The sequence below is a fragment of the Stenotrophomonas sp. 22LJNL06-5-1 genome (assembly GCF_056861455.1).
This window is the reverse complement of the sequence record NZ_JBSPUE010000001.1, coordinates 49,441-71,936: the sequence shown is the minus strand read 5'-3', so window position 1 is coordinate 71,936 and position 22,496 is coordinate 49,441. Positions and strand designations below refer to the sequence as shown.

20 protein-coding genes and 1 pseudogene are annotated in these 22,496 nt (G+C 66.0%); 12 read left to right on the top strand and 9 right to left on the bottom strand.

What is annotated here, in order from left to right; all coding sequences use genetic code 11:
- Positions 1 to 167 precede the first annotated feature (167 nt).
- The 3 genes from AC13GF_RS00360 (at position 168) to AC13GF_RS00350 (ending at position 3,524) form a co-directional block, all read left to right on the top strand.
- Positions 168 to 929 (top strand): gamma-glutamyl-gamma-aminobutyrate hydrolase family protein, encoded by a 762-nt coding sequence (locus AC13GF_RS00360; protein WP_483002686.1) that lies wholly within the window; start codon positions 168 to 170, stop codon positions 927 to 929.
- The gene (locus tag AC13GF_RS00355) at positions 926 to 2,323 is read left to right on the top strand and encodes a glutamine synthetase family protein (RefSeq protein ID WP_094000138.1); all 1,398 of its coding nucleotides are present in this window, start codon (positions 926 to 928) and stop codon (positions 2,321 to 2,323) included. The genes AC13GF_RS00360 and AC13GF_RS00355 overlap by 4 nt, the downstream gene beginning before the upstream one ends.
- A 91-nt stretch (positions 2,324 to 2,414) precedes the next feature.
- The gene (locus AC13GF_RS00350; RefSeq protein WP_126929020.1) at positions 2,415 to 3,524 is read left to right on the top strand and encodes a polyamine ABC transporter substrate-binding protein; all 1,110 of its coding nucleotides are present in this window, start codon (positions 2,415 to 2,417) and stop codon (positions 3,522 to 3,524) included.
- A 38-nt stretch (positions 3,525 to 3,562) separates the two neighbouring features.
- On the opposite strand, the gene AC13GF_RS00345 is transcribed toward AC13GF_RS00350, so the two are convergent.
- On the bottom strand, positions 3,563 to 4,963 hold the full coding sequence (locus AC13GF_RS00345) for a flavin-containing monooxygenase (protein ID WP_483002683.1): 1,401 nt from the start codon (positions 4,961 to 4,963) through the stop codon (positions 3,563 to 3,565).
- Positions 4,964 to 5,279: 316 nt separating this feature from the next.
- Here AC13GF_RS00345 and AC13GF_RS00340 point away from each other — a divergent pair.
- The 6 genes and pseudogenes from AC13GF_RS00340 to AC13GF_RS00315 form a co-directional block, all read left to right on the top strand.
- Positions 5,280 to 5,423, top strand: a pseudogene (locus AC13GF_RS00340) (spermidine/putrescine ABC transporter substrate-binding protein PotF); the annotation flags it as partial.
- 295 nt (positions 5,424 to 5,718) lie between these two features.
- Positions 5,719 to 6,858 (top strand): M35 family metallo-endopeptidase, encoded by a 1,140-nt coding sequence (locus tag AC13GF_RS00335; protein WP_483002681.1) that lies wholly within the window; start codon positions 5,719 to 5,721, stop codon positions 6,856 to 6,858.
- Positions 6,859 to 7,041: 183 nt separating this feature from the next.
- The gene (locus tag AC13GF_RS00330; RefSeq protein WP_019337141.1) at positions 7,042 to 8,178 is read left to right on the top strand and encodes an ABC transporter ATP-binding protein; all 1,137 of its coding nucleotides are present in this window, start codon (positions 7,042 to 7,044) and stop codon (positions 8,176 to 8,178) included.
- The gene (locus AC13GF_RS00325; protein ID WP_005408822.1) at positions 8,175 to 9,107 is read left to right on the top strand and encodes an ABC transporter permease subunit; all 933 of its coding nucleotides are present in this window, start codon (positions 8,175 to 8,177) and stop codon (positions 9,105 to 9,107) included. Before AC13GF_RS00330 ends, AC13GF_RS00325 begins: the two co-directional genes overlap by 4 nt.
- The gene (locus AC13GF_RS00320; RefSeq protein WP_008267688.1) at positions 9,104 to 9,946 is read left to right on the top strand and encodes an ABC transporter permease subunit; all 843 of its coding nucleotides are present in this window, start codon (positions 9,104 to 9,106) and stop codon (positions 9,944 to 9,946) included. The genes AC13GF_RS00325 and AC13GF_RS00320 overlap by 4 nt, the downstream gene beginning before the upstream one ends.
- Positions 9,947 to 10,029: 83 nt before the next feature.
- Complete coding sequence (locus AC13GF_RS00315; protein WP_483002679.1) at positions 10,030 to 11,394, top strand: NAD-dependent succinate-semialdehyde dehydrogenase; 1,365 nt, start codon at positions 10,030 to 10,032, stop codon at positions 11,392 to 11,394.
- Positions 11,395 to 11,468: 74 nt separating this feature from the next.
- Here the strand turns inward: AC13GF_RS00315 and AC13GF_RS00310 are convergent, their stop codons facing one another.
- The 7 genes from AC13GF_RS00310 to AC13GF_RS00280 form a co-directional block, all read right to left on the bottom strand.
- The gene (locus AC13GF_RS00310) at positions 11,469 to 12,491 is read right to left on the bottom strand and encodes a magnesium and cobalt transport protein CorA (RefSeq protein WP_483002677.1); all 1,023 of its coding nucleotides are present in this window, start codon (positions 12,489 to 12,491) and stop codon (positions 11,469 to 11,471) included.
- A gap of 6 nt (positions 12,492 to 12,497) precedes the next feature.
- Complete coding sequence (locus tag AC13GF_RS00305; protein WP_483002675.1) at positions 12,498 to 13,748, bottom strand: lipoprotein N-acyltransferase Lnb domain-containing protein; 1,251 nt, start codon at positions 13,746 to 13,748, stop codon at positions 12,498 to 12,500.
- Positions 13,745 to 14,626, bottom strand: a complete 882-nt coding sequence (locus AC13GF_RS00300; protein WP_483002674.1) for an HlyC/CorC family transporter — start codon at positions 14,624 to 14,626, stop codon at positions 13,745 to 13,747. Before AC13GF_RS00300 ends, AC13GF_RS00305 begins: the two co-directional genes overlap by 4 nt.
- Before the next feature lie 64 nt (positions 14,627 to 14,690).
- Complete coding sequence (locus tag AC13GF_RS00295; RefSeq protein ID WP_483002672.1) at positions 14,691 to 15,278, bottom strand: hypothetical protein; 588 nt, start codon at positions 15,276 to 15,278, stop codon at positions 14,691 to 14,693.
- Complete coding sequence (locus AC13GF_RS00290) at positions 15,278 to 15,886, bottom strand: hypothetical protein (protein WP_483002671.1); 609 nt, start codon at positions 15,884 to 15,886, stop codon at positions 15,278 to 15,280. Before AC13GF_RS00290 ends, AC13GF_RS00295 begins: the two co-directional genes overlap by 1 nt.
- Positions 15,887 to 15,927: 41 nt before the next feature.
- Positions 15,928 to 16,413 carry an rRNA maturation RNase YbeY gene (gene ybeY / locus AC13GF_RS00285; RefSeq protein WP_019659039.1) on the bottom strand — a complete coding sequence of 162 codons (486 nt, stop codon included), beginning with the start codon at positions 16,411 to 16,413 and terminating at the stop codon, positions 15,928 to 15,930.
- Positions 16,410 to 17,396, bottom strand: coding sequence for a PhoH family protein (locus tag AC13GF_RS00280; protein WP_412703771.1), 987 nt, complete (start codon positions 17,394 to 17,396; stop codon positions 16,410 to 16,412). Before AC13GF_RS00280 ends, ybeY begins: the two co-directional genes overlap by 4 nt.
- A gap of 538 nt (positions 17,397 to 17,934) precedes the next feature.
- Here AC13GF_RS00280 and AC13GF_RS00275 point away from each other — a divergent pair.
- Genes AC13GF_RS00275 through AC13GF_RS00265 form a run of 3 tightly spaced genes read left to right on the top strand, consistent with a single transcriptional unit; the run spans position 17,935 to position 20,944 of the window.
- Positions 17,935 to 18,891 carry an HlyD family secretion protein gene (locus AC13GF_RS00275; protein ID WP_483002669.1) on the top strand — a complete coding sequence of 319 codons (957 nt, stop codon included), beginning with the start codon at positions 17,935 to 17,937 and terminating at the stop codon, positions 18,889 to 18,891.
- 20 nt (positions 18,892 to 18,911) lie between these two features.
- Positions 18,912 to 19,835: an ABC transporter ATP-binding protein gene (locus AC13GF_RS00270; RefSeq protein ID WP_483002668.1), complete on the top strand. Its 924-nt coding sequence runs from the start codon at positions 18,912 to 18,914 to the stop codon at positions 19,833 to 19,835.
- Positions 19,832 to 20,944 (top strand): ABC transporter permease, encoded by a 1,113-nt coding sequence (locus AC13GF_RS00265; RefSeq protein ID WP_483002667.1) that lies wholly within the window; start codon positions 19,832 to 19,834, stop codon positions 20,942 to 20,944. Before AC13GF_RS00270 ends, AC13GF_RS00265 begins: the two co-directional genes overlap by 4 nt.
- Before the next feature lie 99 nt (positions 20,945 to 21,043).
- Here AC13GF_RS00265 and miaB read toward each other — a convergent pair whose 3' ends face one another.
- Positions 21,044 to 22,462: a tRNA (N6-isopentenyl adenosine(37)-C2)-methylthiotransferase MiaB gene (miaB, locus tag AC13GF_RS00260; RefSeq protein WP_049399909.1), complete on the bottom strand. Its 1,419-nt coding sequence runs from the start codon at positions 22,460 to 22,462 to the stop codon at positions 21,044 to 21,046.
- Positions 22,463 to 22,496: the final 34 nt, after the last annotated feature.

Below are 22,496 nucleotides of genomic sequence, written 5' to 3'. Positions count from 1 at the left end.
GCTCACAGCGGGCCTCGCGGGCGCAGTGCGGGAGGGGGGAGTGGGGCAGGACGATCAGCATTCACCCGCGTAGTTTCGCCGATGCGTGACAGCCATGGTGTGACGGCGACGACTTGCCGCCCTCGGCGGGCGACGGGTAACGTGGCGGCACGCCAAGGAGTTTTCCCATGCGCCGCCTGCCCTGGGTGGGCCTGCCCACCGACAGTACCGTGCTCGGCCACCACCGCTTCGCGGTGGCTGGCGAGAAGTACGTGCGCGCGCTGGCCGAGGCCGCCGAAGTGACCCCGGTGGTACTGCCGAGCCTGCAGCCTCCTTTGCCGGCTGGCGACTGGCTGCAGGGGCTTGATGGCCTGTTGTTGACCGGGGCGGTCAGCAACATCGAACCGCAGCACTACGAGGGCGGCCGCAGCTGGCCGGGCAATCCGCATGACCCGGCCCGTGATGCCAATGCGTTCGCGCTGCTGCGCGAGGCGCTGGCGCTGGACCTGCCGGTACTGGCGATCTGTCGCGGCTTCCAGGAACTGAACGTCGCGCTGGGTGGCAGCCTGCATCCGCAGGTGCACGCGGTGCCTGGCCTGGCTGACCATCGCGAAGACCCACAGGCGCCGGTGGAGGTGCAGTACGGTCCGGCCCACGCGGTTACCCTGGTTGCTGATGGATGGTTGGCGCGGTGGAGCGGCAGTGACAGGACGCAGGTCAATTCGGTGCACGGGCAGGGCCTTGCCCGCCTCGCGCAGGGCCTGCAGGTCGAGGCCGTGGCTGATGATGGACTGGTCGAGGCGGCGCGCAGCCTGCACCATGGTTTCGTGCTCGGCGTACAGTGGCACCCGGAGTGGCGTGTCATGCAGGCGCCGTTCTATCACGCTATTTTCCGTGCGTTCGGCCAAGCTTGCCGGCAGCACCAACAGAACCGACTGGATTCCCGATGAGTTCCCGAACGCGCCCGCGCAAGACGGCCACGCCCCCCGCACCGCAGGAAAGCAGCCTGCTGCGCTGGCTGAAGGAGCGGCGCATCACCGAGGTGGAATGCCTGGTGCCGGACATCACCGGCAACGCGCGCGGCAAGATCATTCCCGCCGACAAGTTCTCGCACGACTACGGTACGCGGCTGCCCGAAGGCATCTTCGCCACCACCGTCACCGGTGAGTTCCCTGACGATTACTACGACCTGACCTCGCCGTCGGACTCGGACATGATGCTGCGCCCTGATCCGGACACGGTGCGCATGGTGCCGTGGGCGGCCGATGCCACCGCGCAGGTCATCCACGATTGCTACACCAAGAACGGTGAGCCGCACGAACTGGCACCGCGCAATGTGCTGCGCCGCGTGCTGGCGGCCTACGCCGAACTGGGCCTGCGCCCGGTGGTGGCGCCGGAGCTGGAGTTCTTCCTGGTGCAGAAGAACACCGACCCGGACTTCCCGCTGCTGCCACCGGCCGGCCGCTCCGGGCGCCCGGAAACCGCGCGGCAGTCGTACTCGATCGACGCGGTCAACGAATTCGACCCGATCCTCGACCTGATGTACGACTACGCCGATGCGATGAAGCTGGACGTGGACACGCTGATCCACGAGTCCGGCGCGGCGCAGCTGGAGGTCAACTTCACCCATGCCGATGCGATGGACCTGGCCGACCAGGTGTTCCTGTTCAAGCGCACCATGCGCGAGGCGGCGATGCGCCACGGCGTGTATGCCACCTTCCTGGCCAAGCCGATGGAGAACGAGCCGGGCAGCGCCATGCACATCCACCAGAGCCTGGTGCGGGTGAGCGATGGCAGCAATGTGTTCGCCGGTGAGACCGATGCCGAGGGCGAGTTCAGCCCGGTGTTCGGCCACTACCTGGGCGGTCTGCAGAAGTACGTGCCGCAGGCGATGGCCTTCTTCGCGCCGAACGTGAATTCCTATCGGCGGCTGGTGTTCGGCGAGGTCTCGCCGAGCAACGTGCACTGGGGCTATGACAACCGCACCTGCGGGCTGCGCGTGCCGCTGGACACGCCGGAGAACATGCGCGTGGAAAGCCGTTTCGCCGGGTCCGACGCCAATCCCTACCTGGCGATGGCGGCGACCCTGGCCTGCGGCCTGCTGGGCATTCGCGAGCGATTGGCACCGGATGCGCCGGTGACTGGCAGCGCCAAGGAACTGGGCTACAACCTGCCGCGCTCGCTGGGCGAGGCGCTGGACGGGCTGGAGCAGTGCAGCGAGCTGCAGGCACTGCTGGGCGAGCGCTTCTGCCGCGCCTACATCTCGGTCAAGCGCAAGGAATACGAGACCTTCTTCCGCGTCATCAGCTCGTGGGAGCGCGAGTTCCTGCTGCTGAACGTCTGAGCATCTGGAATAGAAAAATCCGCCGCCGGGGGGTAGGCTGGCACCCGTTGCCGGCCCCGCCGGCCCCCCTTTCCGCATTCTGGAGCACCCGATGAAGCTGCGTATCCTCACGCTCAGCCTGGCCTCCGCCATGCTCGCCGCCTGCAGCGGTGGCAACGGCGGCGCGCAGGACAGCCAGGTCCTGAACGTCTACAACTACAGCGATTACATCGCCGAGGACACCATCCCGACCTTCGAGAAGGAGAGCGGCATCAAGGTGACCTACGATGTGTTCGACAGTGATGAGATGGTCGAGACCAAGCTGCTGGCCGGCAACAGCGGCTACGACGTGGTGGTGCCGACCCTGAACTTCTTCGGCCGCCAGATCCAGGCCGGCGTGTTCCTGCCGCTGGACAAGAGCAAGATTCCGAACCTGGCCAATCTCGATCCGGCGGTGATGAAGCGCATCGCCACCCAGGACCCGGGCAACCAGTACGGCGTGCCGTACATGATCGGCACCACCGGCATCGGCTACAACGTGGAGATGCTGAAGCAGCGCTTTGGCGGCAGCACCGACATCGCCAACAGCTGGGACCTGGTGTTCAAGCCGGAGAACATCAGCAAGATGAAGGACTGCGGCGTGACCATCCTGGACACGCCGGCGGACATGATCCCGATCGCGCTGCATTACCTGGGCCTGGACCCGCACAGCGGCGATGCGGCCGAGCTGCAGAAGGCTGCCGACCTGCTGAAGTCGATCCGCCCCTACGTGCAGAATTTCCACTCCTCGCAGTACGTGGGTTCGCTGGCCAATGGCGGCACCTGCCTGGTGGTCGGCTGGTCGGGTGACATCATCCAGGCCCGCGACCGCGCCGAGGAAGCCAGCAATGGCGTGCACGTGGCCTATTCGATCCCGAAGGAAGGCGCCCCGCAGTGGTTCGACATGCTGGCGATCCCGAAGGATGCCAAGCATCCGGAAGCCGCTTACGCGTTCATCAACTATCTGCTGCAGCCGAAGGTTGCCGCGGCCAACACCAACTTCATCCACTACGCCAACCCGGTGCCGACTGCGACTCCGCTGGTGGATGAGGCGATCCGTACCGACCCGACCATCTACCCGCCGGCCGACGTGGCCGAGAAGATGTTCACCTATTCGATCAACACGCCGGAGACCGACAAGCTCTACACCCGGCTGTGGACCGAGGTGAAGACCGGCCGTTAAGCCGGTCTGGCGCCACCGGGTCATGCCCGGCGGCTCCCTTACCCTAGGCCGAAGCCGGTACTCCCGCTTCGGCCCAGGTTCCGCAGGATGGCCGGCAACAGGTCGCGTGCATCGCGACCGCCGTTGCACAGGAACGACGAACTCATCCGCTGCAGGTTGTGCATGCCGATGAAGAACAACCCCGGCTGCGGTGAAACGCCGAACTCCCCGAGCGGATAGCCGTGTGCATCCAGCGCGCCCTGCACGTCCAGCCAGGGCCATTCGGCAACGAAACCGGTGGCCAGCACCACCGAGCGGATGCCTGCGGCCTGCAGATCCAGCTCGCATGGCGACGGTTCCGGCTCCCAGTGCAGATAGACCTCTTCGGGAATGTAGCGGGCATCATCGGTGCGCGGTTCGGGCCGCGTGGCGTAGTACGCGCTGGCCAGCGAATCGAGATAGTCATATTCGCTCCGTGTCGCCTCGATCGCGGTGTGCAGCTGCGGGCGGACATCGGCGAAGCGGGCGGTGTTTCCACTGAACTCCTGCAACCGGCCCAGCAACCTGATGCCTGCGCGGTGCATCGCCAGCAGGCTGATCGAGCTGCCCAGGCCGGCACTTCCCTTGCCGGAGATCAGCGGGAACTCGGCGGTGCGGGCCTTGCGCAGCGCATCCGGTTGTCCGGCCAGTACGGCGGCCGCTTCACTCACATGCTGGTGGATGCGCCCGGCCATGTCCCACCAGGTCATCGAGTCCTTGCCGCGCAGCCGGCGGGTATGCGAATGACGCTGGGCCAATGACCAGTACACGCTGCGACCGCTGTCGCGCAGGTCCTGGGCGATCTGTGCGCCGGACTGCCCACCGCCGATGACCAGCACGGCGCCATCGGGCAGCTGGCGGGCACTGCGGTAGTCGCCCGAGTGCAGCACGGTCAGGCCTGGCGCGGCTGCGAAGGGCACCCGGGGCAGCCGCGCGCGGCGGTATTCACCCGTGGCGACCACCACTGCGCGGGCGTGGATCGGCCCCTGGCTGCTGTCGATGGCGTATCCACCGGACTCAGGCCCAACCCGATCCACCACGCATCCCTCGCTGATCGGCAACGAGCGCTCGTGGGCATAGACGCGGAGCCGCCGGATCACCTCCGGGGCCCCCATGAAGCCTTCCGGGTCATCGCCGGCATAGGCATGACCGTGCAGGGCCATCGTCGCGTTGGCGGTGTTGGTCTGGAACGACTCCCAGCGCCGCTGCCAGCTGGCGCCCACGGTTTCGGCCTCCAGCACGCGATGCTCGACGCCGGCCTCCTGCAGGAGTGCGCTGAGCGACAACCCGGCCTGGCCGGCGCCGATGATGACCAGCGGCAGCCTTGCAGGCAGGGAGCCCGGCAGGCGGGGCGGGAAAGGGGAGGGGCTGTCCGGGGAGATCACCAGTGGGGGTCCATGCAAGGCCTTGATCCGGGGCATTGCGCGGGCAATGGCCCGGGCCTTCAACAGATCCGGTTCTGAAAAACGTTGCAGATCGGGGCGTCGCCCGTGGTGTCTGGCCGGGACGGCCGCAGGGGCGTCCACGTGAGCTCGGGCCTTTGCGCGGACAGGCCACCGTGGCGGGGGAAAACCGACACTCCTCGGGCCCCCGGGGCCGGCCAGCGGCCGCTTCCGCCTGCCTCCGTCATATCCCCTGCGGCCCCCGGCCGTTAGAATGGCGGCCGCTGTCCACCGCCCGCTCCCGGAGCCCCCATGCCCGTTGAAGCCCAGCCGGTAGCCGCCGTCGTCGACGTCGCTGGCGGTTGAAGCGGTCCGTAGCGACCCGACCATCTACCTGCCGCCTGACGTGGCCGAGAAGATATTCACCTATTCGATCTACACGCCGAATATCGACAAGCTCTACACCCGGCTGTGGGCCGAGGTGAAGATCGGGCATTGAGCGCTGGTCGGGAGGCGCGGGTGATTGCCGACCGTTGGTCAGCGCGCCTTTAGATGAAGGCGCATGCCGTGCAGTCAAGCAGCGATGGAAGCAGCCCATGATGGAAAGCGCACAGTGGGGGTACAGGAGTGAAGCGGATGTAGACACGTCTCCCTAGCCGAGAATTCCTTGGAGCAGGGCTGCACTGCAAAAATTCTGAAAATGGCGAGTGGATTAGCATTCGTTCGTCGATTTCTTGCATTTTCATTCTCATGTCGCGGATGCTTGTTGTCCATCCACCTCAAGGGAGTGAATAATGAAAGCCATATCCTGGATCGGTTCTGTGGTCATATTTCTGGCCGGGGCTGCTTCGGCAAATGCGCAGTTGTCCGTGGAAATGAAGCAGGCAGCAGGAGCCGCCATGGCTGACGTAGTGGTCCACGTCACCTACATCAATTCGGGCGCAGTGGCGCTCAGTATTCCCGAGAGGGGGCTACCCAGAGTCCTGCAGGATGGAAGGCTGTGGAATGATGCGTTTCTTGTCGTTTCGCAGGATGGAGATGCAGCTGCATATCGCGGAATCATTGCCCACCTGAGCGCCGCAGCCCGAGAGAAAACGCTGACGCTGGAGCCTGGACAGCGGCTTGTTCGACAGGTCAATCTTTCCCTGAACTATGAGCTTCGTCCGGGTCAGACATACAAGATTTCCGCTCCGATTCTTAGATACCGGGTTCTTGACGGTACGGAGACTGCAGGAGCGGCCGCGATCGACAAGGAGGCTTCCACATCTCCCGTCTCGTTGCTGATCGTGGCTCCGCTGCCTCGTGCAGGCCAGCGCGCCGAAACTGCGCCGCAGGAAGCATCCCGAGTGGCATCTTGCCCGCCAACCCGATTAAAGGAGGTAACGGCGGGAATTGCCGCTGCGGCGGGTATCGCCCGCAGTTCGAAGAATTATCTGGAGTCGCTTTATGGATATGAGTCTGGAGAATCATCCATTATCGTGACGTTCAAAGAGACTGCTCGCTACAGGTCGTGGTTCGGTGAGCATGGCGATCCTAACATCGCAAATCCGGTCAATGACCGGATCAGAAAGACAGTCTCGGGAGTCGCTACCCGGTTCGCATTGCTCAAGCAACCTTCTTGCGATTGCCCGGAAGAGATGGTTGGAGACACCAATGCTTGGATCTCCACTGCAGTTCCCTATGTTGTGAATTATTGCCCACGTTTTTTCGATCTCCCGATAGGTCCCAATGTGCCCTCTGGGTCAAAGGCGGCGACCATCTACCATGAAGTAACTCATTTTTCCGATACCTTCGCACTTGGAACGACCGATTTGGACGAGCAGTTTCCAAGCCCGGAAGACGCGCGCTACGTCGCTAGGACGGCGCGTGATCTGGCATCTGAGCATTCATACGGATACGAGTACTTCGCTGACAATCATGGCAATGAGAACTGATCGGCGGCGCATGAAGGGTGGTGTTACTTTGTAACGATCGTATTGGTGCGTGGGGTAGCGGGCGGGAATGACGGGTCCGCGGCCGATGCATCGGCGTCGTCTTGCCAGCTCCCCGTCATATCCCCTGCGGCCCCCGGCCGTTAGAATGGCGGCCGCTGTCCACCGCCCGCTCCCGGAGCCCCCATGCCCGTTGAAGCCCAGCCGGTAGCCGCCGTCGTCGACACGACCGGTGCGCCCGGCTATCTCTCCATTCGTGACCTGCGCAAGGAATTCGACGGTTTCGTCGCCGTCGACGACGTCAATCTGGACGTGCGCAAGGGCGAGATCTTTGCCCTGCTCGGTGGCTCCGGCAGTGGCAAATCGACCCTGCTGCGCTGCCTGGGTGGCTTCGAGACGCCCACCAAGGGCAGCATCACCCTCGATGGCCAGCGCCTGGACGCGCTGCCGCCGTACCAGCGACCGGTCAACATGATGTTCCAGTCCTATGCGCTGTTCCCGCACATGACGGTCGAGCAGAACATTGCCTTCGGCCTGAAGCAGGATGGCCTGGGCAAGGACGCGATCAGCAAGCGCGTCGGCGAGATGCTCGACCTGGTGCAGATGGGCCACCTGGGCAAGCGCAAGCCGCACCAGCTGTCCGGCGGCCAGCAGCAGCGCGTGGCGCTGGCGCGGTCGCTGGCCAAGGGGCCGAAGCTGCTGCTGCTGGACGAACCGATGGGCGCGCTGGACAAGAAGCTGCGCTCGCAGATGCAGCTGGAACTGGTCAGCATCATCGAGTCGTCGGGCGTGACCTGCGTGATGGTCACCCACGACCAGGAAGAAGCGATGACCATGGCTACCCGCATCGCAGTGATGGATGCGGGCTGGATCCAGCAGGTCGGCAAGCCGGACGAGGTCTACGAGCAGCCGGCCAACCGCTTCGTCGCCGAGTTCATCGGTTCGGTCAACCTGTTCGACGGGGTGATCGACGAGGACCTGCCCGAGTACGTGACCGTGCGCTCGCCGCTGTTCCCGGCGCCGATCTACATCGCCCATGGCATCACCGGCTATGAAGGGCAGCCGGTCGCGTTCGCGCTGCGCCCCGAGAAGGTGATGATCGGCAAGGACGAGCCGGAAGGGCACACCAACAAGGCCCAGGGCGTGATCGAGGACATCGCCTACTTCGGCAGCCATTCGGTCTACCACGTGCGCCTGCCCAGCGGTGCCAAGGTGCTGGCCAACTTCGCCAACTCGCAGCGCTGGGCCAGTGATGGCCTCACCTGGGGCGACGAGGTGTGGGTGCACTGGCGCGACAACGACGGCGTGGTGCTGACCTCATGAGCACGGCCGGACTGAAGCGCTGGCTACCGGGGCTGCGTGCCACGGTGATCGGCATTCCGTATCTGTGGCTGCTGCTGTTCTTCGCAGTGCCGTTCCTGATCGTGCTGATGATCAGCTTCTCGCTCAGCCGGGTCGGCTCGCCGCCGTATACCTGGCTGCTGCAGTACGCCGACGGTGGCTTCTCGCTGAAGCTGAATCTGGAAAACTACCTGGCGCTGTTCCGCGATTCGATCTATGCGCAGGCCTTCCTGAGCTCGATCAGGATCGCGGCGATCTCGACCTTCCTGACCCTGCTGATCGGCTACCCGATGGCCTATGCCATCGCCCGCCTGTCCCCGGCCGCGCGCAACGTGGCGATGATGCTGGTGGTGCTGCCGTCGTGGACCTCGTTCCTGATCCGCGTGTATGCGTGGAAGGCGATCCTGGACCGCAACGGCCTGCTCGACCAGTTCCTGCAGTTCACCGGCCTGCAGACACTGATGACCAGCATGGGCCTGCCCAAGCTGCAGCTGATCGACACCCCGACCGCCGCCTATATCGGCATCGTCTACTGCTATCTGCCGTTCATGGTGCTGCCGCTGTACGCCAATCTGGTCAAGCATGACCACCGCCTGCTGGAAGCGGCCTACGACCTCGGTGCCAAGCCGTGGCAGGCGTTCCTGCGCATTACCCTGCCGTTGTCCAAAGCGGGCATCATCGCCGGCTGCATGCTGGTGATGATTCCGGCCATTGGTGAATTCGTGATCCCCGAGATGCTCGGTGGCTCGGAAACGCTGATGGTCGGCCGCCAGCTGTGGAACGAGTTCTTCAACAACCGCAACTGGCCGGGCGCCTCGGCGATGGCGGTGGCGATGATCCTGTTGCTGCTGGTGCCGATCCTGCTGTTCAACCGTTCCCAGCAGCGCCTGCTGGAAGGGAAACAGGCATGAGCCCGCGTAGCGCAAAGGGCCTGGGGCTGGGCGTGCTGCTGCTCGGCTTCGCCTTCCTGTACCTGCCGATCCTGCTGTTGATGTTCTATTCGTTCAACAGCTCGCGGCTGGCGATGGTCTGGGCCGGGTTCTCCACCCGTGCCTACAGTGACCTGTTCGCCGACCGCGCGCTGATGGACGCGATGTGGACCAGCCTGGTGGTCGCGTTCTGGACCGCCTGCACGGCCACCGTGCTGGGCACGCTGGCGGCGATGGTGATGACGCGCTTCAAGCGCTTCCGTGGCAAGCCGCTGTTCGGCGCGCTGGTGACTGCACCGTTGGTGATGCCGGATGTGATCCTGGGCTTCTCGCTGATGGCGCTGCTGGCTTCGATGGGCGCGATTCCCGGCTTCCCGGCACGCGGCCTGACCACCATCTGGATCGCCCACGTCACCTTCACCCTGTGCTTCGTCACCGTGGTGGTGTCCTCGCGTCTGCAGGAAATGGACCTGTCGCTGGAAGAAGCGGCGATGGATCTGGGCGCCAGCCGGTTGACCGTGTTCGGCCGCATCACCCTGCCGATCATCGCGCCGGCGCTGGTGGCGGGCTGGCTGCTGGCGTTCACCCTGTCGCTGGATGACGTGGTGGTGGCCAGCTTCGTGGCCACGCCGGGCTCGACCACGCTGCCGATGAAGGTGTTCGCCTCGGTGCGCATGGGCATCAGCCCGAAGATCAACGCACTGGCCACCCTGCTGGTATCGGCGGTCTCGATCGCTGCGGTGATCGGCTGGTACATCAATGCCCGCGCCGAGAAGCGGCGCCAGCGCGACCTGCAGCTGGCACGCCAGGACAACGGCTGAGCACACGGTTTGTCGACAGCGTCGGCAACACCCGGCTCACGGGCAGCGGCGCACAATGGGGGTCTTCCAGATGGAGATCCCCCATGACCGTCGAGATCATCGACCCGGCTACCGGCCAGGTGACCTACCGCCATGAACTGATGGGCGCAGCCGACATCGAGCAGCGCCTGCAGGCCGCTGCCGATGCCTTCCCCGGCTGGGCCGATCGCTCGTTGCAGGATCGCGGTGCCATCCTGCGCCAGATCGCCGCGCAGCTGCGCGCCCGTCGTGATGACCTGCAGCAGGCCATGACCCACGAGATGGGCAAGCTCAAGGCCGAGGCGCTGGCCGAGGTCGACAAGTGCGCTGCCGCCTGCGAGTACTACGCCGACCACGCGGCCGACTATCTCAAGCCGCAGCTGATCGACACCGAAGCCCAGCGCAGCTATGTGCGCTACGAGCCGATCGGCTGCGTGTTCGCGGTGATGCCGTGGAATTTCCCGATCTGGCAGGTGTTCCGTTTCCTGGCCCCGGCGTTCATGGCTGGCAACGTGGCCCTGCTCAAGCACGCCAGCAACGTGCCGCAGTGCGCCGACCTGATCCTGGCGGTGTGCCGTGACGGCGGGCTGCCGGACGGCGTGTTCGATGTACTGCACATCGACAATGACCAGGCCGCCGAGGTGCTGCGCGACGCGCGGGTGAAGGCGGTGACGCTGACCGGCAGCGAGCGGGCAGGGCGCTCGATCGCCTCCAATGCCGGCAGCCAGCTGAAGAAATCGGTGATGGAACTAGGGGGCAGCGATGCCTTCGTGGTGCTCGATGACGCCGATCTCGACAAGACCGTCGCGGCGGCGGTGAAGTCGCGCTTCGACAACAGCGGGCAGACCTGCATCGCGGCCAAGCGCTTCATCGTGGTCGATGCTGTGGCTGATGAATTCACCCGGCGCTTCGTTGAAGCGGCGGGCCAGCGCCAGTACGGTGATCCGGACGAGCGCGGTACCACGCTGGCGCCGATGGCCCGTGCCGACCTGCGTGACGAACTGCACAAGCAGGTGCAGGCCAGCGTGGCCAAGGGCGCGCGGGTACTGCTGGGTGGTGAGCCGATTGCGGGTACACATGCTGGCTATCCGGCCACCGTGCTCGATCAGGTCGGCCCGGGCATGCCGGCGTATGAGGAGGAGCTGTTCGGGCCGGTGGCTGCGGTGATCCGGGTTGCCGATGAGGCCGAGGCACTACGCGTGGCCAACGACACCCGCTTCGGCCTGGGCGGCAGCGTATGGACGCGCGATCCGGTGCGCGGCGAACGTTTCGCCCAGCGCATGGAATGCGGCGCCGCGTTCGTCAACGCCATCGTCAAGAGCGATGCGCGGTTGCCGTTCGGTGGCAGCAAACAGTCCGGTTTCGGTCGGGAGCTGGCCGACCACGGCATCCATGAGTTCATGAACATCAAGACCGTCTACGTGGCTTGATGCCGAACGGTAGTGCCGGCCGCTGGCCGGCATGGCCTGGTTGCCGGCCAGCGGCCGGCACTACCAGAAGCGGGTCACAACCACTTCGCGCGCTTGAACAACCGGTACAGCCCCACGCACACACCGCCCACGCCAACAATCATCAGCGGGTATGACCATGGTTCGCTCAGCTCCGGCATGTGGCTGAAGTTCATGCCGTACCAGCTGGTGATCAGTGTCGGTGCCGCCAGCAACGCGGCCCATGCACCGAGGCGCTTGACCGTCTCGCCCTGTGCAAGCGTCACCAGTGACAGGTTCACGCTCAGTGCGGTGCCCAGCATTTCGCGCAGGGTGTCGATCACATCGTTGATGCGCACGGCGTGGTCGTGCACATCGCGCACGTACAGCTTTACTTCGTCGGGTATCAGCTCGCCCTGGTAGCGACGCAGCTGCGACAGCACGTCCTGCAGTGGCGCCACCGCCATCCGCATCTTGTTCAGTTCGCGCTTGAGCTCGTACAGCCGCACCACGGTGCTGCGCTTGTAGTTGTCAGCGAAGATGTCCTTTTCCAGCAGTTCCAGAGTATCGCGGAAGCGGTGCACGATCGGCAGGTAGTTGTCGACCACGAAGTCGGTTACCGCGTACAGGCAGTACGACGGGCCCATCTTCAGCAGCTGCGGCTCGCGCTCGACGCGAGCGCGCACCGGTGCATAGGACAGCGACGCGCCGTGGCGTACCGTCACCAGGAAGCGTGGGCCGAGGAAGGCATGGGTCTCGCCATACTGGATGCGCTCATCGACCATCTGCGCGGTGGTGACCACCACGAACATCGAATTGCCGTAGGTCTCCACCTTGGGCCGCTGGTGCGCGTTGCGTGCGTCCTCGATGGCCAGGTCGTGCAGGCAGAATTCCTCCTGCAGTTTCAGCAGGACATCATCGTTGGGGTCGTAAAGACCGACCCAGACGAAGCCATTGCCGCTGGCAATGACATCGCTGATGGCGTCCAGGCTGATGTCGTGGCGCTTGCCCTCGTCATCGTAGTGGACGCAGTTGATGACGCAGGCGGGGTTGGCCGAGGCAGGTGCGGAAGCGGAGGCGGGCAATGACATGCCCGCCATCGTGCGTCAGGGCCGTGTTTCGGACAAGTGAGGACGACGCCCCAGCACCCATGCCAGTGCCACGTGCACCGGCAGCAGCAGCACGATCCACTGCACGTTGTACTGGGCCTGCAGGCTCAGCCAGTGCAGCACCAGCGCGGCCACTGCCTGTACCGCCAGCAGCCACAGCACGATCCTGAACATGCGGCCTGGAATACGCCGGCGCAGCAGGGCGATCGCGCCCGGCAGCAGCAGTATTGCCAGCGGCGAGAGCAGCAGCAGGTTGCGGTTGGCCCAGGCGGCGTAGTGGATGCTGAAGCCCCACAGGAACACCAGTACGCCGCCGAGCAGGGCGCACAGCAGCCAGAACGGCAGCGCCAGCCCGGCCAGCAGGCGCGGACGGCGGCCCATCGCCAGCACGCCAGCGGCGATCACCAGCCCGCACAGCAGCCACGGCCACCAGCGGCGCGCGAACTCCTTCGGTTCCGGGTCGATGCGGTGCGGCAACAGCTCCTGTTCGGACTGCACCAGCGGCCGCCCGTCGCTGTTGCGCGCCTGGCGCAGTGCATCGGCCAGGCGCATCGGCACGAACGCTTCCTGCCAGCGCGACAGCGGTTGGTCGGCGAACGGACCGAGGCCAACGTCGAAGCCCAGCCACATCCACGGTGCCGGCGAGGCCAGACGCACCGATTCACTGCGATAGGTGTTGCCGCGCGAGCGCCCCGACAACTGCGAGTGCAGGCCGCCGCCCAGCGCCTTGTCCACGGTGTCGCGCACCATCGTGGCGCAGTTGGCGGTGTAGTAATCGTAGTGGTAGCGCGCGTTCTCCGGCTTGGCCCGCTCGGCCAGGTCGGCGGCCAGCGCACGCGCCTGGTCCGGGCGCAGGTCCAGCCACTGCACGCTGGCGCCACGGCCGGTCTCGTCGTAGTACGACAGGTCCTGCTGCAGCGGCAGCGCCACCAGGTAATACATCATGTCGCCGCGTGCGAAGCGGCTGATGAAATCGTCCTCGGACGGGTCGAAGTAGCCGAAGTTGTACGAGGTTGCCTCGTCGCTGACCGGATCAACCACCACGATGGCGTCATGGCCGAAGCGTTCGAAGAACACCGTGCCCGGCTGCATGGTCACCACGCCGATGCGCGGGGCAGGGGCTTCAGCGTTGGTCGTGGGTACGGCAGGTGTGGCTGCCACCGGCTGCGCGAAGGCGGCCAGCGGCAGGGCCATGGCCAGCACGCACAGTGCCAGCCACACCATGAGGATCAGGCCGCGGCGCTTCAAGCGTCGTCCTGCGCGTCCGGCGGCAGCACGGTCACGTGGAAGGCCTGTACCCGGCGCGCATCGGCGCGGGCCACGCGGAACATGAAACGGTCCAGCGCCAGCTCGTCACCGACTTCCGGCAGATGGCCCACGGCCTCGGTGACCAGGCCGCCGATGGTGTCGTAGTCCTCGTCGGAGAACGTCGCGCCGAACCGCTCGTTGAAGTCGCCGATCGGGGTCAGCGCGTCGACCACGTACTGGCCGTCGGACTGGATCGCGATCTGCGCCGAGGGATCTTCAGCCTCGTCATGCTCATCGTCGATCTCGCCGACGATCTGTTCCAGCACGTCCTCGATGGTGACCAGGCCGGCGACACCGCCGTACTCATCGACCACGATGGCCATGTGGTTGCGCGACAGGCGGAATTCCTTCAGCAGCACGTTGAGCTTCTTCGCCTCCGGAATCAGTACCGCCGGGCGCAGCAGCTCTCGCACGTTGGCCGGACCGTTGTCGGCGACCACGCCGCGCAGCAGGTCCTTGGCCAGCAGGATGCCAAGGATGTCGTCCTTGTTCTCGCCGTGCACCGGGAAGCGTGAATGGCCGGATTCGACCACCTGCTTCATCAGTTCCAGGAAGGGCGCTTCAACCGGCAGCGAGACCATCTGCGAGCGCGAAATCATCACGTCGCCCACGGTCAGCTCGGCCACCGAAATGGCGCCTTCCATCATCTTCAGGGTATCGGCGGCGATCAGACCCTCTTCCTGCGCGGTGTGCAGGATAGCGACCAGCTCGTCGCGGGTATGGGGTTCGCCGGAGAAGGCGGAGGTCAGGCGTTCAAGCCAGCCGCGCTTCTTTTCACTGTGCTCCGCAGGGGAGCTACTACTGTCGTCTTCTGACATCTCTGGAAAAAAGGCACCCGGCAGGCCGGGCGTTGACCCAAGTCTAGCAGGATGTGACGGCCTGTCAGTGACTGCCGGTGGCCGGGCCTGGGGCGGCCGTGGCCGGCTCCTCTTCGGGCAGGTCCAGGCTGTAGGTGCAGCCGGCCAGGGTCTTGCCCGGGTGGGAGGCCACGGTGGAGACGCTGAGGATGATCGACTCGATCTGGGCCTCGCCGGTCTTCGGGTTGGTCACGTCGCGGCTGATCAGCTCGCGGCCGGCCATGAACTTGCCGTCCTGGTCGTAGCCGGTCTCCAGCGCCAGGCGCTTGGCCAGCGGGCGTGGGTCGGCCTGGTCGAGGACGGCCATGATGCTGGCGCCGGCCATCGCCACCCGCTCGGTCTGTTGGCCGAAGACGGTGATCGGGTTGGCCAGCCGGAACTCGCTCATGAACTGGTTGCCCTGCGGCAGCGGCTGCAGGCCCTGGGCCACGGCCTTCAGCGGATCGGCCAGCAGCGGCGCCAGCGCGGCCTGCTCGGCCACGCCCTGGCGGCATTCGATCAGGGCCGGCAGGTCCAGGCTGGTGGCGAAGGCGGAGGGAGCGGCGAGGGCACAGAGCAGGGGCAGGCAGCAGCGCAGTGGCACGGTCGGTTTCCGCAGGCGAAGGGCCGCCATCATAGCCCCGGCGAGCGCCTGAACAGCCCGCTGAGAAGGCGCAGAAAACCGGTCATCGCCCGCCGCACGACCATCAGTGAGAGGGTCAGCACGACCGCAAGCATGGCGACCTGCATCGATTGCCCCGCGATGCGCGCCACCGCCGGCCACAGGCCCGGGCTGGTCAGCCAGGGCATCAGTTCCGCTGCGGCGGTCCTGGCCACTTTCATGTAGATCACGGCCAGCACGAACAGCACCAGCAGCGAGGTGCGGCTGGCGTGGAAGAACGGAAGCGCGTTGACCGGCCTGCCAAACCGCTGCTGCAGCAGCGTTCGCCACAGCACCGGCAGGGTCAAGGCACCGACCAGTATCAGCACCATCGACGTTTCCCACAGCCCGGGCAGGTGGGCGGGTTCCGCTCTACCTGTGAGGTGGGGGCCGATCATGCCGATCGCCAGCCCGGCCAGCAGGCACAAAGGCGAGAGCAGGGCCAGGCTGCGCAGCAGCCAGTGGCTGCCGCTGGGGTCGCGGGCGCTGATGCGGCGCACGGTGTAGGCACCCAGTACCAGCAGGCCGGCGAACAGGCCGGCGCTCATTGCAAACGTCGTGATGCTGTTTCCCGAGGTCATCCTTGATCCCCTTGTAGTCGTGGCGACGGACGGTGGCCCGCTCAGCGCTCGCCCGCGTACGGATCGGCGATGCCCAGCTCGGCCAGGATGTCGCGCTCCAGCTGCTCCATCGCCTCGGCTTCCTTGTCGTCCTCGTGGTCCCAGCCGAGCAGGTGCAGCACGCCGTGCACGGTCAGGTGCGCGTAGTGGGCGTTGAGCGCCTTGCCCTGTTCGTCGGCCTCGCGCGCCACGACCGGAGCACAGATCACCAGGTCACCGAGCAGCGGGAACTTGACGCCCTTGGGCAGGCCTTCGGGCACTTCGGCCGGGAAGCTGAGCACGTTGGTGGCGTAGTCCTTGCCGCGGTAATGGCGGTTCAACGACTGTCCTTCCTTGGCATCGACCACGCGGATGGCCAGATCGGCCTCGCGGATGCGGCCCTTCAACGCGGCGGCCACCCACTTGCGGAAGCTCACTGCCGCCGGCAGGCCGGCACGTGGCAGGGCATAACTGACGGCGACGTCCAATCGCACGGGACCACGGGTCATGGAGTTGCTCCAGGTTGGATCTGATGCAGGTCGCGGCGGTCGTAGGCGCTCACGATGCGCGCGACCAGCGGGTGGCGGACCACGTCACGGGATTCGAAGAAGGTGAAGCTGACGCCCTCGACCTCGCGCAGCACGTCGATGGCGTCGCGCAGGCCGGACTTCACATGCTTGGGCAGGTCGGTCTGGGTCAGGTCACCGGTGACCACCGCAGTGGAGCCGTAACCCAGGCGGGTCAGGAACATCTTCATCTGCTCGATGGTGGTGTTCTGTGCTTCGTCCAGGATCACGAACGCATCGTTGAGTGTGCGGCCGCGCATGTAGGCCAGCGGCGCGATCTCGATGACGTTCTTCTCCAGCAGCTTGACCACCTTCTCCACGCCCATCATCTCGTACAGGGCGTCGTACAGCGGTCGCAGGTAGGGATCGACCTTCTGGCTCAGGTCGCCGGGCAGGAAGCCCAGCTTCTCGCCGGCCTCCACCGCCGGGCGCACCAGGATCAGGCGCTGTACCCGCGATTCGTTCAGTGCTTCGACCGCGCTGGCTACGGCCAGGAAGGTCTTGCCGGTACCGGCCGGGCCGATGCCGAAGTTGATGTCGTGGGTGGCGATCTGGTGCAGGTAGCGGCCCTGGTTGGCACCGCGGCCGCGTACCGTGCCGCGCTTGACCTTGATCGCCACCTCCTGTGCTTCATAGGAGCGCTCGGCGATCTGCTCGACATTGGCCTGCGCCAGGCGCAGATGGATGGCGTGGTTGTCGAAGGTGGTTTCGCCGGCTTCGGCGTACAGCGCCTCAACCAGCTTCTGCGCTTCCACGATGGCCTCGTTGGGCCCGCTGATGCGGAACACGAAGCCACGATTTGCGATCTCCACACCGAGCTTCAGCTCGATCTGGCGCAGGTGCCCATCGAAGGGGCCGCACAGGTTGGCCAGTCGCTCGTTGTCTTCCGGCGACAGGGTGAAGTCTCGATGCTCGATGCTTTTCATTGCTTGGGGTGGGGCGGGTTCGCCGTCCACCGCGATGGACTCGGGATGACAAGGTTACGCGCGTGCCGGGCGGCCGGCCAGCGCGGGCATCGGAACGGTGTAGCGCCAGGCGGTTTTCCACACCGGGTGTGGACCGGCGTTGCGGAAAGCTGTGGATAGCCCTTCGCAGCGCTTGTGCCACAAGCATCATGAGGGGCTGGTGAAAAAACCGTCACGACCCGCAGTCGCTCCTTCCCCCGGGAACGGCGGTGCAGGGAGGTGCGGTAGCGGGCTGTGCATTCCCGTTCAATCCGCCATCCGCACCGGCATGTTCCTGATGGCGGGGCATGTTCTGCTGCCAAACGAGCAAGGGGAGCTTGTTTCGCCGGTTTTCCACACCGGTTGTGGAATGATGCTGAATCAACCTGTGGATAGGTGGTGCGGAGCCTTGCAGCAAAAGGCCCGCCAGCGTGTGGTGAAAAAACCGTCAGGTCTGATCGGGATCATTGTGGGTGCACGGGGCGCATGCCACCGTGGCGCCGTCGCAGGAGGGGATGGCATGGGCATCGGCAACGGGATGCGGGGAATCGGACTGGCGGGCATCGGCTTGCTGGCAGGGTGCGGGCAGGCACCGCCGACCGCGTTGGGCACGCTGGAGTGGGACCGGATCACGGTGCCGGCACCGGCGGCCGAAGTGATCGCCGCGGTGGAGGTGCGCGAGGGCCAGCCGGTCAAGGCGGGCACTGTGTTGATGCAGCTTGATCCCGCCCGTGGCGACGCACAGTTCGCCGCCGCACAGGCCGATACGCTGCGCGCGCAGGCACAGCTGGAAGAGCTCGAGATCGGCCCGCGCCAGGAACAGATCACCCAGGCCCAGGCCCAGCTGGCCGCGCTTCGCGCCCAGGCCGTCGAAGCCAGCGCCTACTATCGCCGGGTGCAGCCGTTGGCACGCCAGCAGCTGGTGGCTGCCGCTGAACTGGATCGTGCACGTGCCGCCGCCGGCAACGCCGAGGCCAGCGCGCGCGCGGCCGAGCAGGCTTGGCTGGAGCTGGTGCACGGCAGCCGGGCACAGGACATCACCCAGGGCAAGGCCGCGGCCGACGCCGCACGCGCACAGCAGGTGGTGCAGGGCGTGAATCTGCAGAAGCTGCAGCTGCGTGCGCCGCGCAATGGTGTGGTCGATGCCTTGCCCTACCGGCAGGGCGACCAGGCGCCGATCGGCGCGCCGTTGGCGGTGATGCTGGTCGGTGAGCGTCCCTATGCGCGCGTCTGCCTGCCGCAGCCGCTGCGCCTGCAGGTGAAGGTCGGTCAGGCCGCGCAGATACAGCTGGAGGGTCGGAGTACGGTGCTGAAAGGGCGCGTGCGATCGATCCGCAGCGAACCGTCGTTCACCCCGTACTACGCACTGACCGGCGACGACGTCGAGCGCCTGAGCTACCTGGCTGAAATCGAAGTGACCGAAGCCACCGACATGCAGAAGCTGCCGGCCGGCCTGCCGGTGCAGGTGCGCTTCTGAACACCGGTGCGGACATCGCGGTGCATGCGCAGGGCCTCACCCGTCGCTTCGGCGAGTTGCTGGCCGTGGACAACGTCGACCTGACCGTGCCGCGTGGGCAGGTCTATGGCTTCCTGGGCCCGAACGGGTCGGGCAAGTCGACCACCATCCGCATGCTGTGCGGCCTGCTGGAACCCAGCGCCGGGCAGATCGAGGTGCTGGGGCTGGCGGTTCCCGAGCAGGCCGAAGCGCTGCGCCGGCGCATCGGCTACATGACCCAGCGCTTCTCGTTGTATGAAGATCTGTCGGTGCGCGAAAACCTGGAATTCCTCGCTGCCATCCAGGACCTGCCACGCGCGCAGGCGCGGCAGCGGGTCGACGAACTGCTGCAGCAGTACCGTCTCCTGGACCGGCAGCCGCAGCTGGCCGGCACGCTCAGTGGTGGGCAGAAGCAGCGCCTCGCCCTGGCCGGCGCCGTCGTGCACGCGCCCGAGCTGTTGTTCCTGGACGAGCCGACCAGCGCGGTCGATCCCGAATCGCGCCGCGACTTCTGGGAGGCCCTGTTCGAGCTGGCTGATGCGGGCACCACGGTGCTGGTATCGACCCACTACATGGACGAAGCCGAGCGCTGCCACCGGCTGGCGATCCTGGACCGTGGTGCGCTGGTCGCCGATGGCACGCCGGCCGAGCTGTGTGCACGGCTGGACGGCCGCACGTTGCAGGTCACGTCGGTGCAGCCGCGGCAGGCCAGCCGCGCGCTGTCTGAGCTGCCCGGCGTGCTGAGCGTGGCGCAGATCGGTACCCAGTTGCGCGTGCTGTGCAGCGAGGGGGCCGCCGATACGCCAGCGTTGCGGCGTGCGCTGGCCAGCGCCGATCCGCAGGCCCGCATCGAGGCGGTGGCGCCGAACCTGGAAGACGTGTTCGTCGCCGCTACCCGCGGCCGTGGCCGGGAGCCGGCGGCATGAACCTGCGCCGGCTGTGGGCGATCATGCTCAAGGAGCTGCGGCAGCTGCGCCGCGACCGCATCACGCTGGCGATGATCGTTGGCATTCCGGTGATGCAGCTGTTGCTGTTCGGCTATGCGATCAATCTCAACCTGCGCCACCTCGACGCTGGTGTCGCCGACCAGGCCAACAGTGCCGCCTCGCGCGCGCTGGTGCAGGACATGGTCGCCACCGGCGTGATCACGCCGCGCAGCGAAGCCTACACGCCCGACCAGTTGATGCAGGCGCTGCGGCGTGGCGAGATCAGTGTCGGCATCGTGGTGCCGGCCGACTTCGAGCGCCGTCGCTTCGATGGACGCGAGGCGGTGCAGGTGCTGGTTGATGGCAGCGACACCGTGGTGCAGAGTGCGGCGATCCAGCTGGCGCAGGTGCCGCTGGAGACGCGACCGACCAGCAACACGCGGCCGCTGCGCGAAGGCAGCATCGCCGGTGGTCCAATCAGCGTGACCAGTTTCTACAACCCGCAGCGGCGCTCGGCGGTGAACATCGTGCCGGGCCTGATCGGGGTGATCCTGACCATGACCCTGGTGATGTTCACGGCCGTGGCGGTGGTGCGCGAACGCGAGCGCGGCAACATGGAACTGCTGATCGCCACGCCGGTGTCGCGCAGCGAACTGATGGTCGGCAAGGTGCTGCCCTATGCGGCCATTGGCCTGCTGCAGACCACCCTGGTGCTGGTGCTGGGCACCTGGCTGTTCCAGGTGCCGATCCGCGGCAGCCTGCTCGATATCTACCTGGCTGCGGTACTGCTGGTACTGGCCAACCTGGCGCTGGGCCTGCTGATTTCCACGCGCGCGCGCTCGCAGTTCCAGGCGATGCAGATGACGCTGTTCCTGTTCCTGCCGTCGATCCTGTTGTCGGGCTTCATGTTCCCGTTCGCCGGCATGCCGCAGCCGGTGCAATGGCTGGCCGAAGTGCTGCCGCTGACCCACTTCCTGCGCCTGGTGCGCGGCATCATGCTGCGCGGCGCCTCGCTGTGGGAACTATGGCACGACGCGCTGGCGCTGCTGGCCTTCATCGTGGTGATGATGACCCTGGCGATCCTGCGTTTCCGCAAGCGGCTGGATTAGGAAATGCCGACCAACGGTCGGCATCCACCCTGGTAGGTGCCGGCCGCTGGCCGGCATCAATTCCGGTGGGTGCCGACCGTTGGTCGGCACACCCTAACCTTATTCCGCCACCACCCGCGCGCGCAGCGAATTGGTCAGCGCTTCGGTAATCACCACGTCCACGAACTGGCCGATCAACCGTGCCGGCGCCGGGAAGTTCACCGAACGCATGTTCTCGGTCTTGCCGGTCAGCTCGTTCGGGTTCTTGCGCGAGGGCCCTTCCACCAGCACGGTCTGCACGGTGCCGACCATCTTCTCGGAAATGCCGGCGGCATGCGCATTGATGCGCTCCTGCAGGCGCGACAGGCGCGCGTGCTTCTCGGCATCGCTGATGGTGTCCTCCAGGTCCGCCGCCGGGGTGCCCGGGCGACGCGAATAGATGAAGGAGAAGCTGTGGTCGAAGCCGATGTCTTCGATCAGCTTCATGGTCTTCTCGAAGTCGGCATCGGTCTCGCCGGGGAAGCCGACGATGAAGTCCGAGCTGATCGAGATGTCCGGGCGCACCGCGCGCAGCTTGCGGATCTTCGACTTGAATTCCAGTGCGGTGTAGCCGCGCTTCATCGCCGACAGTACGCGGTCGCTGCCGGCCTGCACCGGCAGGTGCAGGAAGTTCGCCAGCTGCGGCACGTCGCGGAACGCATCGATCAGCGAATCGCTGAACTCCAGCGGGTGCGAGGTGGTGAAGCGGATGCGGCCGACGCCATCGATCTCGGCGATGGTGCGGATCAGCAGGCCGAGGTCGGCGAATTCGCCATCCCCATAGGGCCCACGGTAGGCGTTGACGTTCTGGCCGAGCAGGTTGATCTCTCGCACGCCCTGCGCGGCCAGCTGGGCCACTTCCACCACCACGTCCTCGAACGGGCGGCTGACTTCGGTGCCGCGGGTGTAGGGCACCACGCAGAACGAGCAGTACTTCGAGCAGCCTTCCATGATCGATACGAACGCCGAAGCGCCTTCGGCGCGCGGTTCCGGCAGGCGGTCGAACTTCTCGATTTCGGGGAAGCTGATGTCCACCTGCGGGCGCTTCTGCTCGCGCCGGGCGCGGATCAGCTCCGGCAGGCGGTGCAGGGTCTGCGGCCCGAACACCAGGTCGACGAACGGCGCGCGCTTGATGATCGCTTCGCCTTCCTGCGAGGCAACGCAGCCGCCCACGCCGATGATGACCTCACGGCCCTTGTTCTTCAGGCCCTTCCAGACGCCGAGCTGGCTGAACACCTTCTCCTGCGCCTTTTCGCGGATGGAACAGGTGTTGACCAGGATGACGTCGGCGTCGTCCGGGCTGTCGGTCAGTTCCAGGCCATCGCTGGCGGCAAGCACGTCGGCCATCTTGGCCGAGTCGTACTCGTTCATCTGGCAACCGTGGGTCTTGATGTACAGCTTGCCCTTGACCTGGTCGGGCTTGCGCGGACCAGCGGGCAGGGCAACGAGCGGGGTGCCGCCCGGCGTGGCGGGCGGAAAGACGTCTGGCGTCCCGGTCATGGCGCTTAATCCATTCGGGTGGCGGGAAAGCGGG